Raw genomic sequence first — 16262 nt, 5'->3', positions numbered from 1 at the left:
TAACTTGTTCTAAAACAGCTTAAATATCTTCCGAAGATTACCCTTGGAATGTTTTTCTCCAATTACCGAATGTATATCTAAGCACGCACGCAACTCCGGTAATAGCCCAGGTAAGCGCGTTCGTATACCAGCATCCCCACATTCCCACAGCGGGTATTGCTACAAGTATTGTCGCAAAGCCTATTCTGCCTACAACTTCCGTGACACCGTTTATAAGCGCAAATGCAGCGTCTCCTACGCCGTTTAGCATTCCTCTGAACACATATATCAGCCCAAGGAAGAAATAGAACATACCGGTAATTCTGAGGCCTTTTGCGCCTATCTCTATCGCCCTAGTCTGGTCGGTAAATATTGAAATTACACTTTCTCCAAAAATCACCATCACAGCGAACATCGTAGCGCTGAACGCCGCAACAAGAATCACGCTCTTAAGGCAGCCACTCTTTACTCTGTCAAGTTTCCCGGCACCGATATTCTGACCTGCAAATGTCGAAACCGCTGTTCCAAGAGATCCGTATGGCTGCTGAACAAGCTGTTCTATCTTTCCGCACACCGTATACGCCGTCAGGACATCCGTTCCAAATCCATTTACAACTCTCTGAAGCGAAACACATGAGAAGGCAATAAGTGCGTTCTGAAGTGCAAGCGGTATGCCTAGTCTTGTCGCTTTAATAATTATATTCGGATCGATCTTTTTGTGCCTGGATTCCAGCTTCAAATAGGCATTGGTCTTTACTCCCATGATAATAGAGCCTATCATTGCAACAGTCTGCGAAATGATCGTTGCAACAGCCGCACCTCCGGCGCCCCATCCAAGGCCCTTTACGGTAATAAGATCAAGTACTATATTGATCCCGCACGCAACGCCAAGAAATATTAGGGGTGTTCGGGAATCGCCGAGAGCCCTCAATATTGAAGAGATCATGTTGTAACCTGCAACCAGGAATGTTCCGCCGCACACCACTCTCATGTATATGAGTGCTTCTGACATACACTCATCCGGAACATGCAAAAGAACCAGGATTCCCCTTGCAAAGATCACGCTGATAAGGCTCATTGCCAGTCCTACTACAATCGTGATCACCACAGCGTTTCCTACTGTCTTTTTTACAAGCTCTTCCTTACCTGCCCCAAAGTGCTGGGAAATCATGATACCTACACCGGATGCCATACCAAGGCACAGTGAGAAAAAGAGAAAGTTAAGACTTCCGACGGTTCCTATAGCCGCAAGTCCATATTTTCCTCCATATCTTCCGACAATCAATGAATCTGCAAGATTGTAAAACTGCTGAAATAGATTCCCCAGCAGCATCGGAATAGTAAACTTTATAAGAAGCGCAAGCTCGTTGCCCTTCGTCATATCTGTAACATATTTATTGTTCATACAGATCCCCTCATAACGCGTTGTCCGCTATTTTTACTCTATCATCCTTTTATACAAAATTAAATAGGAACGCCCCAAAAATGAGACGTCCCTAAATAATTACATATTATTATCTAATTTGTACAGGTTACGATTAAAGTGCCTCGTGGCATGTACGTGCGATAACGTCGAGCTGCTGCTCCTTAGTAAGGTTGATGAACTTAACAGCATATCCTGATACACGGATAGTGAAGTTAGCATACTCAGGCTTCTCAGGATGCTCCATAGCATCGATGAGCTTCTCCTTACCAAATACGTTAACGTTAAGGTGATGAGCACCCTGGTCAAAGTATCCGTCAAGAACGCTAACAAGCTTGTTTGATCTCTCCTCATCGTCGTGACCAAGAGCGTTAGGGTTCATTGTCTGTGTGTTAGAAATTCCGTCGAGAGCGTACTCGTAAGGAATCTTAGCAACAGAGTTAAGTGAAGCAAGAAGTCCTGTCTTCTCAGCACCGTATGAAGGTGATGCTCCGGGTGCAAATGAAGCGAATGCAGGTCTTCCATCAGGTGTAGCACCTGTAGCCTTACCATAAACAACGTTAGATGTGATTGTAAGGATAGATGTTGTAGGCTCAGAATCACGATATGTGTGGTGCTTCTCGATCTTCTTCATGAATGTCTTAAGAAGCCATACAGCGATCTCGTCTGCTCTCTCATCATCGTTACCGTATCTAGGGAAGTCTCCCTCTACCTTGTAATCAACAACAAGGCCTGACTCATCACGAACAGTTGTAACCTTAGCATACTTGATAGCTGAAAGTGAATCTACAACGTGTGAGAATCCTGCGATACCTGTAGCGAATGTACGTCTTACATCTGTATCGATAAGAGCCATCTCAGCTGCTTCGTAGTAGTACTTGTCGTGCATGTACTGGATAAGGTTGAGGATGTTTACATAGAGTCCTGCAAGCCAATCCATCATGATGTCATACTTGTGCATAACTTCATCGTAATCAAGTACATCAGCTGTGATAGGAGCCATCTCAGGACCTACCTGCATGTGCTTGCCGTCCTTTGTAAGGAACTTCTCATCCTTACCACCGTTGATAGCGTAAAGAAGGCACTTAGCAAGGTTAGCTCTTGCTCCGAAGAACTGCATCTCTTTACCTGTCTGTGTAGCAGATACGCAGCAGCAGATGCTGTAGTCATCGCCCCAGATAGGACGCATAACATCATCGTTCTCGTACTGGATTGAAGAAGTTGTAACCGAAATCTTAGCAGCATACTTCTTGAATGTCTCAGGGAGCTTAGATGTGTAGAGCACTGTAAGGTTAGGCTCAGGTGAAGGTCCCATGTTCTCAAGAGTATGAAGGAAACGGAAGTCGTTCTTTGTAACCATGTGACGACCATCCATTCCAAGTCCACCAACTTCAAGTGTAGCCCATACAGGGTCACCTGAGAAGAGGTTGTTGTATGAAGGAATACGAGCGAACTTAACCATTCTGAACTTCATTGTCATGTGGTCGATAAGTTCCTGTGCCTCTTTCTCTGTAAGAGTTCCTTCTTTAATATCTCTTTCAATATAAATATCAAGGAATGTTGAAACACGTCCTACTGACATTGCAGCACCGTTCTGTGTCTTGATAGCTGCAAGGTATCCGAAGTAGAGCCACTGAACAGCTTCCTTAGCGTTCTTAGCGGGAGCAGAAATATCAAATCCGTAAACGGCTGCCATTTCCTTCATTCCCTTAAGAGCTCTAACCTGCTCAGAGATTTCTTCTCTCTGACGGATGATGTGGTCAAGCATTGTTCCATCACCACAGTTGTTGTAATCATCCATCTTCTTCTTGATGAGGTAGTCGATACCGTAAAGAGCTACTCTTCTGTAGTCGCCTACGATACGTCCACGGCCGTATGTATCAGGAAGACCTGTTACGATGTGGCTGTGTCTTGCTGCTCTCATCTCAGGAGTGTAAGCATCAAATACTGCCTGGTTGTGAGTCTTGTGGTACTCTGTGAAGATCTTGTGGAACTTCTCATTTACCTTGTATCCGTATGTCTCAGCAGCTTCTTCAGCCATCTTGATTCCACCAAAAGGCATGAATGCTCTCTTAAGAGGCTTATCAGTCTGAAGACCAACGATCTGCTCAAGATCCTTCATAGACTCATCAATATATCCGGGGCCATATGCTGTAAGACTAGAAACAACTTCTGTCTCACACTCAAGAACGCCGCCCTTTTCACGTTCCTGTTTCTGGAGCTCCTGAAGCTTGCCCCAAAGCTTATCTGTAGCTTCTGTAGGCTCAGCCAAAAAGCTCTCATCTCCGTCATAAGGTGTGTAGTTGTTCTGGATGAAATCTCTTACGTTAACGTCATCCAACCAGTGGGTTCCCTTAAACCCGCGCCATGCTTCGTTCATTTTACGTACTCCTCGTTAAAATATTATCATATGTATTGTTCGAGATTGATGATATCACCTGTTACACAACCAAACATTGATTGTAATCAAGTTTTAAGATTTTATTAAAATTAATATTAAAATAAGCAAAAAAGGCAGATGCTATCTGCATCCACCTTCCTGATATTATTTCCCGTTTAATATGTTCATGGCGTTATCAACCCTATCTTTTGTAGGAGATTTTACGCCGTCGAGCTTATATGGTATTCCGAGAGTCTCGAACTTGTGCTGTCCCATCGAATGATAGGGAAGAACCTCTATCTTTTCCACATTGGAAAGTGTCTCTATGAACGCTCTTGTCTTCTTGAGATATTCATCATTGTCCGTTATTCCGGGCACAAGCACATGACGGATCCAGATGGGCTGGCCCATTTCCGAAAGATACTTCATTCCGTCAATAATATTATCATTCGGAAGTCCCGTAAGCTCTATATGTTCATCTCTATCAATGTGCTTGATATCAACAAGCATAAGGTCTGTGTACTTCAAGAGCTCATTGAACTTGGAGAAAAAAGGCTCCTCACGTGTGAAAGGCTGAAGTGCCGTATCAATACAAGTGTTGATCCCGCGCTCTTTGGCCTTCTTAAACAGCTCTGTCAAAAAGTCAATCTGAAGAAGCGGCTCTCCTCCGCTGACTGTTATTCCACCTTCCGTACCCCAATATGATCTGTATCTCTCAGCAAAGTCCAAAAGCTCATCGGGAGTACGCATGTCCTCTGAATTGGGATCCCATGTATCCGCATTGTGACAATACTTGCATCTTAATTTGCATCCCTTGAGGAATACGATAAATCTGATTCCGGGTCCGTCTACCGAACCGAATGTTTCTATTGAATGAATTGCACCTTTAACCATTATTACTCCGTTTCATTACATAGTCTGTAAAAAGATAAATCACTGATAAATATAAATTTCCCTGAGCGCATCTCTGTCAAGAACCCTGATCTTGGCATGCCCTACTCTCTCTATAAGACCGCTCTTTTCCATCTCCCTGAGTTTCCTGCTGACCGTCTCTGTTCTAAGATTTACACTCGCAGCAATGTCGTCGAGTTTTAATACTATGTCATCGCCCACACTTCTGTCAACTCTGTACATCAAAAATCCCGCCAGTCTCGCCATGGGATCCTTGGTGGAAAGTAGCATATTTCTTTCATTGGCATCGTGGAGTTTTTTGCTCAAAAGAATGATGATATTCATTGCGGCCGCAGGATCATCCACAACCTTTATGAAATCATCCCTGTGTATCTGGCAAATAGAAGCATTTGTAAGACATACCGCCGAATACGGATATATACTTCCGTCCAAAAACATGCCTTCCCAAATGATATCGTGATCAGCAAGTATGGTTATGATCTGCTCTCTTCCGAGAGAATCGTACCTGCACAGCTTAACTCTGCCTTTTCTTATAATACAGATCGAATCTACCGGCTCGCCCTCTCTGAAAAGATAGCTGTTCTTCTTGAGTGTCTCATGAATCGAATGTTCCATAAGGCTTACCTGCGCGTTTACGGGAAGTCCCTCGATAATGGGGACACTTGCCGTACACAATCCGCCGCATTCCTCACAGATATTAAGACCGATTATTCCTTTTTTTAATTCCTCCGCCTGACTCTGCTCTTGATATATTCCGTTTTGTTTTTCTTTCTTTTCGCTCATACGCAAACACCGACACTCGTTACTCTTTTGACCACAAATAGCAATACGCCTGCGTTCGTCCTGCAAAAGGCTGAGTCTTAAGCAGTTCTCTGACTTCTTTTTTGGTATACCATCCGGGAACTATCTCTTCCAAAGTTGAGCTGCTCTTTGAAAAAGTTCCCGCTGCTTTTCCTACGCAGCAAAGATTCTTCTCGTTTGAAAATCCCACAGCACTGTAGCTCTCGCCGATCCACTCATCGATACTTACGATATCAAGTCCTGTTTCTTCCTTGAGCTCTCTTCTTGCGCTCTCTTCAGGCTGTTCACCGGGATCGATAAGCCCCGCGGGGAAATTGTATACCCATGCACCGGGAGCGAGTCTGAACTCCTTGTTTATAAGTATCTTCTCACCTGTCTCATCATGCATTATGAGAACAACCGCGTCGACTTTGTTGTTGTGAATATCTTCATATCCCTTAAGATTGGGATTTCTGCTGATTATCTCGTAAGTCTTGTCCTTGTTATCCACCGTCTTGTAGTGAAGATCATAGCGCGTTATAAACTCGCCCTGCTCCTTCTTTTCCAAATACTGAAATTCCATCCGTTATAGCTCCTACATTAAAACTTAACTGAAGGAAGCTGATATTTTCTCTCGTAAAAATCAACTGCCTGCTCAAAGCCTTCTGTCTTCTCAGCTTTGAGTGTTTCCAAATACTCATGCGCATCGTACGCATCATCGTGAACCTCGATCACCCCGACAGCAATATTACTGCAGTGATCTGCAATTCGCTCGTAATCCGTTCCTATATCGCTAAGGTCAAATCCCTGTTCGATAGTGCATTTGCCCTTGCGAAGTCTTCTGACATGACGTCTCTTTACCTCTTTCTGAATGCCGTCAATGGCTTCTTCCAAAGGTTCGATAGATTTAGCAGTCGAAACATCCCTTGTTTCAAACGCTTTGATAGACATTTCCACAATCTCTTTTACCGCAGATGAGAATATATCCATCTCTGTCTGCATCTTGGGTGTAAATGTCCTCTGATTTGCCGACATTCCCCTTGCTTTCTGCATAATGTTGAGCGCGTGATCGCTTATTCTCTCATAATCAGTTATGCAGTGAAGAAGCATTGTAAGTGTATGGCTGTCTTCAGGTGCAAGATGATGATTATTTATCTTCATAAGGTAAGTTCCAAGCTGATCCTCGTACTGGTCAACCTTGCGCTCAAGATAATCAACCTCCTGCGCAACTTCCTCTTTGTAATCCGTAATAAGTTCAATCGCCTTATCAAGAGCATCTTTGGACATATTGGCCATCTCGATCGCAGCCTGTCTTGCCTGCTCAAGCGCAAACGGCGGGTTTGCAAGGAAAAGAGGATCCAGAGTTCTGATACCCTGCTGCTCTTCCTGATCTTTTTTCTCCTTCTCATCAATAGGAATTGAGCTGAGTGCCAGGTTTACAAGCACCGATGAGAAAGGAAGCATAAGCGGTGTTGCAATAAGGTTTACAAGTGTGTGCACTCCCGGAATTCCCGCAAGTCCGACTTCATTATGCATAAACGAGAAATTCATCACAGCGTTTAAAGAATAGAAAATCACCATAAAAAGCCCTGCTTTTATGATATTAAAGTACAAGTGCATAAGCGCTGTTCTCTTACCGTTCTTATTAGCGCCAAAAGATGACAGGATCGCCGTGATACATGTACCAACCTCAGCTCCGACTACAACAGGGATAGCTATGCTGAAATACACAGGTATGCTTCCGGATATCGCCTGTAACACACCGATTGTTCCGGCAGAGCTCTGAATAAGCATGGTAAAAAATATACCAACCAGGAATCCGATCAAAGGATTGCTGAACTTCATAAGAAGAGTTCTGAATCCCGCATTATCTTTAAGCGGAGCTACCGCATCAGACATGCTGCTCATACCGAACATCAAAACAGAAAATCCAAGAAGGATTGTTCCAATATTTTTCTTTTTCTCACTTTTGGAAAACATGTAAAGCCCGATACCGATGAGAGCCAGGAAAGGTGTGAATGATCTGGGCTTTAAGAGTTCCAGCCACAAATATTTCGTGCTGTTCAGATTATTAAGTGTAAGAATCCATGCCGTAAATGTTGTACCAAGGTTAGCACCAAGTATAACGTTTACTGCCTGTTTAAGGGTTACGATTCCTGAATTAACAAGACCAACTACCATTACGGTAGATGCAGATGATGATTGAACCAGTGCGGTGACACCAACACCGAATAAATAAGCGATTATAGGATGCTTGGTAACTTTGGCAAGTACACTTTCAAGACGTCCTCCGGCAGCCTTGGTAAGGCCTCCGCTCATAACGTTCATTCCATACAAAAACATTGCAAGACCGCCAACAAGCCCTGCTACCATTTTAAAACTGTCTAAAAATTCTTTCATTTCACCTCCATAGGCACTCTTCGCTAAGGGCTCTCTACCCTTCGTACCTATCTGTCTTTTTCTTCTTATTGTTACAAATCTATTTTATAGGATGGCGTCAAAAAAAGCCACAAATTAATTTAGCCCTCTTTTTACAGCCTTTTCATCAGCCTTACGTATTCTCCATAAGAAGCACCGCCGACAGGCACGCTGTTCTCTCCGTTGTATTCTCTTCCGTATATGTCTTCCTCTACAGAGACAGTATCGAGATATTCAAAGCCGAGCTTCTTGCAAAGATTTATTGAGATCTCGTTCTCCGCCTTCACAAGTGTCTGGACCTTATCAAAAAGAAGAATATCTCTGCCGTAGTCAAGAACCGCATTGCACGCTTCAAACGCATAGCCCTGTCTCTGGAACTCTTTTCCTATAAGAAATCCAAGTTCTATATCATCAAATCCGTTTCTCACAGAATATCCGACTCTGCCTATTACTCTGCCGTCACTTCGCCTTACGAGAGTCCATATGCCAAAGCCCATAAGTCCGTATACTTTCTCGATGTAGTCCTTCTGATATCTTTTCTCATCTTCGGGATTCTCAAACAGGCCTTCCATATATCTGGTCATCTCGGGATCTTTGTAAAGCTTATAGAATTCATCCACATCATCAAGGGTTGTCTCCCTGACAAGGAGCCTGTCCGTTGTAAGCACATCCCACGGCTCCTTCGCATATCTCTGATACGCCTTTATGAATGAATCTATATCGACTTCGTCAATGTCGGAAAAAATATATTTAACTCCGGGGAACTCCTCATTCCTGTTCAGCACATGTTCAACGCCTATTACATAAAAGCCCTCTTTAGTCGCTCTTTCGGAAATTTCTTTCCTGTCCGCAACTACCAGCATTTCCCCATCAGGCTTATGTATTTTGAAAAAATCCTGTGCCCCAAGAATCTCTGAATCCAATCCGCAACTTTTTATATAAGCTTTCGCAGACTCCATGCTTTCCGAGACTTCTTTATTCTTCAGGCTTTCCTCATCTAATGTAAAAACAATCTTCTTAAGCACGAATTTTTCCTCCAAGAACAATTATAATACAATAAACCGTAAAACGCCCGCATTTACTGAAAAATGCGAGCGTTCATAATTTGTTTACAATTCTTTAAAAGATTGGTTACTTCAAATCATCTTTTGGACATACCTGCTTGTTATTATAATATTGTCAGATGAGTTGAGACAGACAATACCAATTAAACTTTTTCATAATGTGCCGGGTAAGAGATACTTACCCGGCATCCTCCCTTTTTAATAGGGCTTTTTTTAATTAATAATGAATATTACTTTTTCTTGTTTCCGTGAAGGAACATTTCCATATCAGCGACAGCTGATTCCTCATCGCTTCCTTCTGCGATAACCGTTACCTCTTCTCCGGTGTTAAGACTAAGTGTCATCATACCCATAATGCTCTTCGCATTAACTTTCTTGGACTGAGCCTCGATATGAACTGTACTCTCGTACTTACTTGCGAGCTGAACAAGCTCTGCAACAGGTCTTGCCTCCAGTCCTCTGGGCAACTTAATCTCGATAGATTTTGTCAACATAATAATTCCCTCCTCATCTCAGCTTATCCGCAAGCTCGCTCAGTTTCCTAAGCCGATGATTAACTCCTGACTTACCTACAGGCGGATCAAGATACTTGCCCAACTCGAGAAGCGTCGCATCAGGGTGTTCAAGCCTGACCTCCGCCATCTCCCGCAAGTTCTCCTGCAGGCGATTAAATCCGTAAAAGTCTCTGATATATGTAATGTCCTCTATCTGTTTAGTCGCGGCATTAACAGTCTTTGTTATGTTGGCGACTTCACAGTTGACTCTTCTATTAATGGAATTCCTCATCTCTTTTACAATTCTGAGATTCTCCAGATTCATGAGACTTATAGGCGCTTCCATTATATTAAGAAGATCCACGATACCGGAGCCTTCCTTAACATATAACACAAAATACTTCTTACGTCTGACTATTCTTGCCTCAATATCAAAGCTCTCAATTATTTCCTGTAATCGGAGTGCCTGATTCTCATAGTCACAGACAAATTCCAAGTGATACCCTTTATTGGGATCGCTGATGGAACCGATGCACAAGAAAGAATCGCGAAGAAAGGCTCTCCTGCAGCAAGAGTTCTTAGTGATCAACGGACTCACACCTTCATCCAAAGGTCTGAATTTACCCTGACCGTCAATCAGTCTTATAGCCTTAAGACACGATTCAAGAATATCCCCTTCACCCAGAACAGGCCTGTAAACTCGCCCATTTACCTTGATATCGGGGGATTCCTCCAAAAAGCTAGTTCCTATATTAAATGCTTTTTTTAATAATGTAAAGAACTTTCTAATTACAGCTTCGTTGTCAGGCTGTAAATAAAGCATTATCGGCCTGTCGTTTTTTAGTTCAACGTAGCCCGTGCTATTGATAATAGCAGCTAGCTCCGCGAGCCGGCAGTGCCTTGACGAACCTATACGTTTAGCAAGTTCTTCCTTTACGTCCGCTGAAAAAGACATACCTCACCTTGCCTGTTTAACATCTCTGTGCAAAAGCTTGAGTCCGAACTTTCCGTCTCCCGCTTTTAATCTGTCGTACAGTTCATTTGCTATGGTAACGCTTCGATGCTGCCCTCCGGTACATCCGATTGCAACAACAAGCTGATATTTTCCTTCTTTTACATAGCCGGGAATCAGGAATTCAAGCATATCCGTCAGCTTATCCAGAAACTGTCCGCATTCGGGAAAACTTTTCACATAGTCCTGAACCGGTTTGTCGTTTCCTGTCTGATGCTTGAGCTCATCTATATAGAAAGGATTGGGCAGGAATCTCACATCAAATACGAGATCCGCGTCCGACGGGATTCCATATTTGAAGCCAAAAGAAAGCACCGTTACCATAAGAGAGTTGTACTCTTCATTTCTTACAAATATACGGTCGAGCTCTTCACGAAGTTCTCTTGTAAGGAGCTGAGAAGAGTCTATAACGTAGTCCGCTCTCTTTTTTACCTCTGTAAGAACCGCTCTCTCCTTGGCAATTCCGTCTTCTATACGATTTCCGACATCATTGACGTTCATGGGATGAACACGTCTTGTCTCTTTGTATCTCTTTATAAGAACTTCATCGCTTGCATCCATGTACAAGACTTCTATTGGAAGTCCTCTTTCTTTAAGAGTATCAATGATACCCGCAACTTCTTCGAACTTCTGTCCCGCTCTTGCATCAATTCCAAGAACGACCTTACTGATTCCATTATCCGGAACCGCAACAAGTTCTGCAAACTTCTCTATCAAAAACACAGGAAGATTATCTACGCAATAAAAACCTGCGTCTTCAAGCATATGTATGGCAGTAGACTTTCCACCGCCGCTCATTCCGGTAACAACTACGAATCTCATGACTCAATCCTTTCATAATAACTTATGGCCCGCACTAAGTACTCTACTCAAATCTACTCAAATCTACCCAACATAATAACCTCGGGTTCCAGCATTACTCCATAGGATTCGTATACCTTCTTCCTTACGTCATCTATTACTTTGTATATATCGGCCGAAGTTGCGGAATCTTTATTTATCACAAAGCCGCAATGTTTCTCCGACACGCATGCACCGCCAACGGTATAGCCCCTAAGTCCCGCATCCTGGATAAGCTTTCCCGCGAAGTTCCCCTCAGGTCTTTTAAAAGTCGATCCGGCGCTGGGATATTCAAGCGGCTGTTTGTCACGTCTTCTCTGCGCAAGATCCGACATCTTTGCTATGATATCTTCTTTTTGTCCCTTCTTAAGTTCAATAAGTACGGACAATACAATATATTTTTTGCCCTTAATAAAGCTGGTCCTGTAGCCGAATTCCATATCGTCGCATGAAAGCGTCACAACTTCACCTTCAGGTGATATGGCACTGACTTCCTTTACGACCTGCTTCATCTCACCGTCATAGGCTCCGGCATTCATAACCATCGCACCGCCGATAGTTCCCGGGATTCCCGCAGCGAACTCGAAACCCGTAAGCTCTTTTTCCCTGGCAAAAGAAGCTATGGCTGAATTAAGTGCACCGGCTTCCGCTCTGATACAAGTGTCATTTACTTCCGATACACCTGTAAAGTGCTTCAAAGATACAATCACGCCATCATACCCTTCATCGGACACAAGAAGGTTACTTCCGTTTCCGAGAACAAAGTAGTCGGCACCTTCAGCTCTGAGGCACTTAAGAACCTCCAAGAGCTGCCGCGTATCTTTCGGGCTTATAAATAAGCTCGCAGGCCCACCGGTTCTAAACGTAGTGTGCCTGCTCATTTCTTCATTCAATATTATGTTTTCTTCCGAGACAATATCTCTCAGACTTGTAATAAAATCGTTATTCAAAAAAATCTCCTTTAATACAGAAGCATTCTGGCTGCGCCGAAGACTCCCGCATCATTTCCAAGCTTTGCAAGTGCGAACTGTGCTGTGCTGCAACCTGAAAATACATACTTTTTAAATGAAGGCATCAAGAGGTCGAAAAGCATTTCTCCTGCTTTTGAAACTCCGCCGCCTATAACTATTATCTCAGGATTTACAACCGTCGCAACGCTTGCGATTCCTTTTCCCAAGTAATAGCCGTATTTCTCAGCGCACTGAACAGCGACTTTGTCACCCTTCTTGGCTGCATCGAAAACGTCCTTGCACTCGAAGTCCTTGCCGCGAAGTACGCTGTCTTCTGTTGTCTCAACGAGGATTCTCTTGGCAACTCTTACTGCTCCGGTAGCGCTTCCGTACTGTTCAAAGCATCCGTGATTGCCGCATCCGCAAGCATCGGGCTCATCGTCAACAAGATGGATATGTCCGATCTCTCCACCTGAACCTGTAGCTCCTGTGAGGATCTTGCCTTCGTTAATGATTCCGCCGCCCACGCCTGTTCCGAGAGTAACAAGGAGCATGTTCTGATGTCCCTGTCCGCCGCCTCTCCACTGCTCACCGAGGGCTGCAACGTTAGCGTCGTTTCCGGCTTTTACCTTGAATCCTGTGAGAGCTTCGAGCTCTTTTACCACGTTGAGCTTGGACCAGCCGAGGTTAACTGCCTGAAGACACATGCCATCTGCGTCTACAGCGCCGGGAACGCCAAGTCCGATTCCGATAACATCGTCGGATGAAAGATTCTTCTCAGCGATCTTAGCCTTAACAGACTCTGCAACATCACTTAAAATGCTGCTTCCGTTGTTCTCTTTTCTGGTAGGTATCTCCCAGAGCTCAACCTTCTCGCCTTCCTCTGTAAGAAGTCCTATCTTAGCAGTTGTTCCTCCGATATCTACGCCAAATACATATTTTCCCATTACCTCTATATTCTCCTTTTATGAATTAATCCTCGTCATCGTCGTCATCATCAGAACGTCTTCTTGCAAGCGAATTCTGAACCCTGTTGTAGAGCTCCTGAGCCGCATTGTAGCCCATCTGCTTCTGTCTGTGGTTAACTGCTGCCGATTCGCAGATTACCGCAAGATTTCGACCGGGTCTGATAGGAATTCTGTGACAAACTATCTTGTTGCCGAGATATTCCGTATATTCCTCTTCAAGTCCGAATCTGTCGTACTCGCTGTCCTTGTCCCACTCTTCGAGCTTGATAACAAGGTCAATCGTCTGTGTCTCCCTTACGCTTGATACACCGTAAAGAGTCTTAACATCTATGATTCCGACACCTCTCATCTCAATGAAATGCCTTGTGATATCAGGCGATGTTCCTATAAGAGTTTCCTCACTTACACGCCTAAGTTCAACCGCGTCATCCGATACGAGACGATGTCCTCTCTTTATGAGCTCTATCGCTGTCTCAGATTTACCGATTCCGCTCTCACCCGTTATCAAAACACCGACGCCGTATACATCGACAAGTACGCCGTGGATCGAGATACAAGGCGCAAGCTTTACATTAAGCCACCTTATAATCTCCGCCATAAAAACTGATGTGGATTTCTTAGTCATAAGGACCGGAACTTTCTCTTCAACGGCAATCTTCAAAAAGATCGGATCGGGAGCTAAGTCCCTGCAGAAAACAACTCCCGGTATATCAAAGGAAAGCAGTTCTCTGTACATTTTCTCTTTTTCCTTATCAGAAAAAGATTCCATATATGTATATTCTACGAAGCCTATAACCTGAAGTCTGGTAGCTTCAAAGTGCTCATAGTAACCTGCAAGCTGCAACGCCGGTCTGTTAATATCAGGCTGAATAATGCGGATCTTCTTGATATCAAGCTCCGGTGTCAGGTTTGTGAGCTTCATTTTATCGATAATAGTTTTAAGACTTACGCTTGCCATCAGTTCCTCCCCAACATAAGTATTTTTCGAACTATATACTAGGAAAAATGATACCATAGATGTGGGGTTTTTTAAAGCGGAGAGAGAAGGGAAACTGTTACTTGATTTCTTTGTTGAGTAGTCTGTTTTTTATATATAAATTGCCTTTAACGTCGTTCAATACAGGCGTTATATTATTTTTCCTGACTATATAATTAAGATTTTGTCTCGTGCACTCAAGAAGCTCACATGCTCTTGTAGTATCGACAATATTCCGTCCTATAAATGTAAGAAAATCTTTGTATGTAACATCCACAATTCGCCCTTTATCATACAAAAGCCATGCCGGTATATCTATTGAATCGTTGAATGTCACATAATACCCGCCGCATCCCGGAGTGCGTCACGAGGAATTGTATATATTCCCTTTTTGACAAAAGAAGTGAAGAGAAGCGGGGCAGTCCACTCGTCAAGCTCAGTTCTGAGCTCGATAATATATAACTTATTTTTTTTATAATATAGAAGGATTCCTATATCGATTTGATTATCTTCATCATAGATCTCATAGACTCGCATATGACTTATATCCTCCCACTACTGAACCCGATTTCAAATAAGTACCTGCTGTTCCTGAAGAATTCCGCGCATGAGACCAGGAAAGATATGTAAGATCTTGAGTTTTTCTTATTACCTTTGCCATTCCGTACCTCTTTTTATTTGACGCGCGTCAAATAGAAATATACTTCGGAAGGATATCAAATTATTTTGATTTCCTTCTCTTAATATATCTCGCATCTCTATAGGATCCTATTTTTTCAATTTTTTCTTCCTTAAGCATTTTGTTAAGAACTCTCTCTATCGTTTTTACACTTACATCAGGTATTTTTTCTTCAATATCTGCTTTTGAAATCGGAGCAATCGCCCCAATGAGTACCGCCTCAACCCTTTCAGACTTTTTGGCCTTTTTTAATGAAATATCCATGAACGATTCATCCAGATCTTTAAAACACTTATACAATATTTGAAGAAAATTCACCATAAACGGAGTATAGTCATTTTTATTTTTATGCCATCCTGAAGATGACGCTTCAAGAGCTGCATAATAGCTCTCTTTATATTTTTTTATATGATTCTCAACAGAAATATATTTTCCAATGTCATATCCCGAGATATACAACATAAGCACCGTCAGAAGTCTTGATACCCTTCCGTTACCATCAAGAAACGGGTGTATACATAAAAAATCCACTATAAAACATGGAATCAAAAATATTGTTGGAATATCCGCATCCTGTCTGGCATCATAATATGCAAGAATCAGCTGTTCGATCGCACTCTCTGTTTCCTTTGCCTTGACAGGAGTAAACCTTATCCTTCTCGTTCCATCCGGCTGATATTCCATAATCAAATTGTCTCTGGTTTTAAACTTTCCGGCTTCTGTAGGGCTTGCCGCCTCTTCCATCATTCTATGAAGCATAAGTATCACATCTATATTCACATCAAGATTCTCATTTTCTGCATGAATAAGATTAAGTGCATCCCAATCAACACTTGAGGCCTCTTCACTGAGAATTTTTCCGCATAATGGAAAAATTCTCACTCTCATTGAGAATTTTTCCAAAAAGTGGTAAAATTCTCAATGAGATGAATAATAAGGAGAGAAGATGATATGATCAAAAGAGAAAAATACATTGCTCCAATACGCGCGTTCTATGATAACGATCTCATCAAAATAATCACCGGCGTCAGACGATGCGGAAAATCAGAGATTCCTAACTTCCAGTAAGTTTTGAAACTCAATCAAATAAAAACGGCAAAAAGCCCAGAAAATTCAGCAATTCTGTTGATTTTCCGGGCTTTTCTTGTTATAATTATTGAGTGGGTATACATACTTATTATCAAGGAGAAAAGTGATCTATGTACTACGATTTCAGAGTGAAGATCCCGGAAGAAAAGGGCAAGATTTACACGAAGACGATCAAGGGAGTTGTCTACATCAACTACGAGTACGACAGGGTGTATAAGCCTGACAAGAAGTACAACATCCCAAAGCGGACTACTATTGGTAAGATGTGCGACGATGATCCTACCATGATGTATCCCAA

General features: G+C 42.8%; 15 protein-coding genes and 1 pseudogene. 1 reads left to right on the top strand and 15 read right to left on the bottom strand.

Annotated elements, in window-relative coordinates:
• Positions 1-37: 37 nt before the first annotated feature.
• The 15 genes from T356_RS0104835 to T356_RS18410 all read right to left on the bottom strand — a co-directional run bounded on the left by T356_RS0104835 (position 38) and on the right by T356_RS18410 (position 15763).
• The gene (locus T356_RS0104835) at positions 38-1384 is read right to left on the bottom strand and encodes an MATE family efflux transporter (RefSeq protein ID WP_026513516.1); all 1347 of its coding nucleotides are present in this window, start codon (positions 1382-1384) and stop codon (positions 38-40) included.
• Between the two features lie 133 nt (positions 1385-1517).
• Positions 1518-3782, bottom strand: coding sequence for a formate C-acetyltransferase (gene pflB / locus T356_RS0104830; RefSeq protein WP_026513515.1), 2265 nt, complete (start codon positions 3780-3782; stop codon positions 1518-1520).
• A 165-nt stretch (positions 3783-3947) separates the two neighbouring features.
• Entirely contained in the window at positions 3948-4676 is a 729-nt protein-coding gene (gene pflA / locus T356_RS0104825) for a pyruvate formate-lyase-activating protein (RefSeq protein WP_026513514.1), read from the bottom strand.
• Positions 4677-4715: 39 nt separating this feature from the next.
• Complete coding sequence (locus T356_RS0104820; protein WP_026513513.1) at positions 4716-5477, bottom strand: Crp/Fnr family transcriptional regulator; 762 nt, start codon at positions 5475-5477, stop codon at positions 4716-4718.
• Between the two features lie 19 nt (positions 5478-5496).
• On the bottom strand, positions 5497-6057 hold the full coding sequence (locus T356_RS0104815) for an NUDIX hydrolase (protein ID WP_026513512.1): 561 nt from the start codon (positions 6055-6057) through the stop codon (positions 5497-5499).
• A gap of 17 nt (positions 6058-6074) precedes the next feature.
• Complete coding sequence (locus T356_RS0104810; protein ID WP_026513511.1) at positions 6075-7874, bottom strand: Na/Pi cotransporter family protein; 1800 nt, start codon at positions 7872-7874, stop codon at positions 6075-6077.
• A 131-nt stretch (positions 7875-8005) separates the two neighbouring features.
• Positions 8006-8917 (bottom strand): GNAT family N-acetyltransferase, encoded by a 912-nt coding sequence (locus T356_RS20185; RefSeq protein ID WP_051563154.1) that lies wholly within the window; start codon positions 8915-8917, stop codon positions 8006-8008.
• 269 nt (positions 8918-9186) lie between these two features.
• Positions 9187-9450, bottom strand: a complete 264-nt coding sequence (locus tag T356_RS0104800) for an HPr family phosphocarrier protein (protein ID WP_026513510.1) — start codon at positions 9448-9450, stop codon at positions 9187-9189.
• A 13-nt stretch (positions 9451-9463) separates the two neighbouring features.
• Positions 9464-10405: a DNA-binding protein WhiA gene (gene whiA / locus T356_RS0104795; protein ID WP_026513509.1), complete on the bottom strand. Its 942-nt coding sequence runs from the start codon at positions 10403-10405 to the stop codon at positions 9464-9466.
• Positions 10406-10408: 3 nt separating this feature from the next.
• Positions 10409-11284, bottom strand: a complete 876-nt coding sequence (gene rapZ / locus T356_RS0104790) for an RNase adapter RapZ (RefSeq protein ID WP_026513508.1) — start codon at positions 11282-11284, stop codon at positions 10409-10411.
• A 53-nt stretch (positions 11285-11337) separates the two neighbouring features.
• Complete coding sequence (gene murB / locus T356_RS0104785; protein ID WP_026513507.1) at positions 11338-12252, bottom strand: UDP-N-acetylmuramate dehydrogenase; 915 nt, start codon at positions 12250-12252, stop codon at positions 11338-11340.
• 11 nt (positions 12253-12263) lie between these two features.
• Positions 12264-13199 carry an ROK family glucokinase gene (locus T356_RS0104780; protein ID WP_026513506.1) on the bottom strand — a complete coding sequence of 312 codons (936 nt, stop codon included), beginning with the start codon at positions 13197-13199 and terminating at the stop codon, positions 12264-12266.
• A 25-nt stretch (positions 13200-13224) separates the two neighbouring features.
• A complete protein-coding gene (hprK, locus tag T356_RS0104775; RefSeq protein WP_026513505.1) occupies positions 13225-14178 on the bottom strand; it encodes an HPr(Ser) kinase/phosphatase in 954 nt (317 codons plus the stop codon).
• A 97-nt stretch (positions 14179-14275) separates the two neighbouring features.
• The gene (locus tag T356_RS0104770) at positions 14276-14533 is read right to left on the bottom strand and encodes a hypothetical protein (protein ID WP_026513504.1); all 258 of its coding nucleotides are present in this window, start codon (positions 14531-14533) and stop codon (positions 14276-14278) included.
• Between the two features lie 384 nt (positions 14534-14917).
• A complete protein-coding gene (locus T356_RS18410; protein ID WP_051563153.1) occupies positions 14918-15763 on the bottom strand; it encodes a Fic family protein in 846 nt (281 codons plus the stop codon).
• Between the two features lie 311 nt (positions 15764-16074).
• Here T356_RS18410 and T356_RS18405 point away from each other — a divergent pair.
• Positions 16075-16262 (top strand): annotated as a pseudogene (locus tag T356_RS18405) (IS1634 family transposase); the annotation flags it as partial.

This window comes from Butyrivibrio sp. LB2008, from assembly GCF_000621565.1.
Taxonomy (GTDB): domain Bacteria; phylum Bacillota; class Clostridia; order Lachnospirales; family Lachnospiraceae; genus Butyrivibrio.
This window is presented reverse-complemented; position numbering and strand designations above follow the sequence as displayed.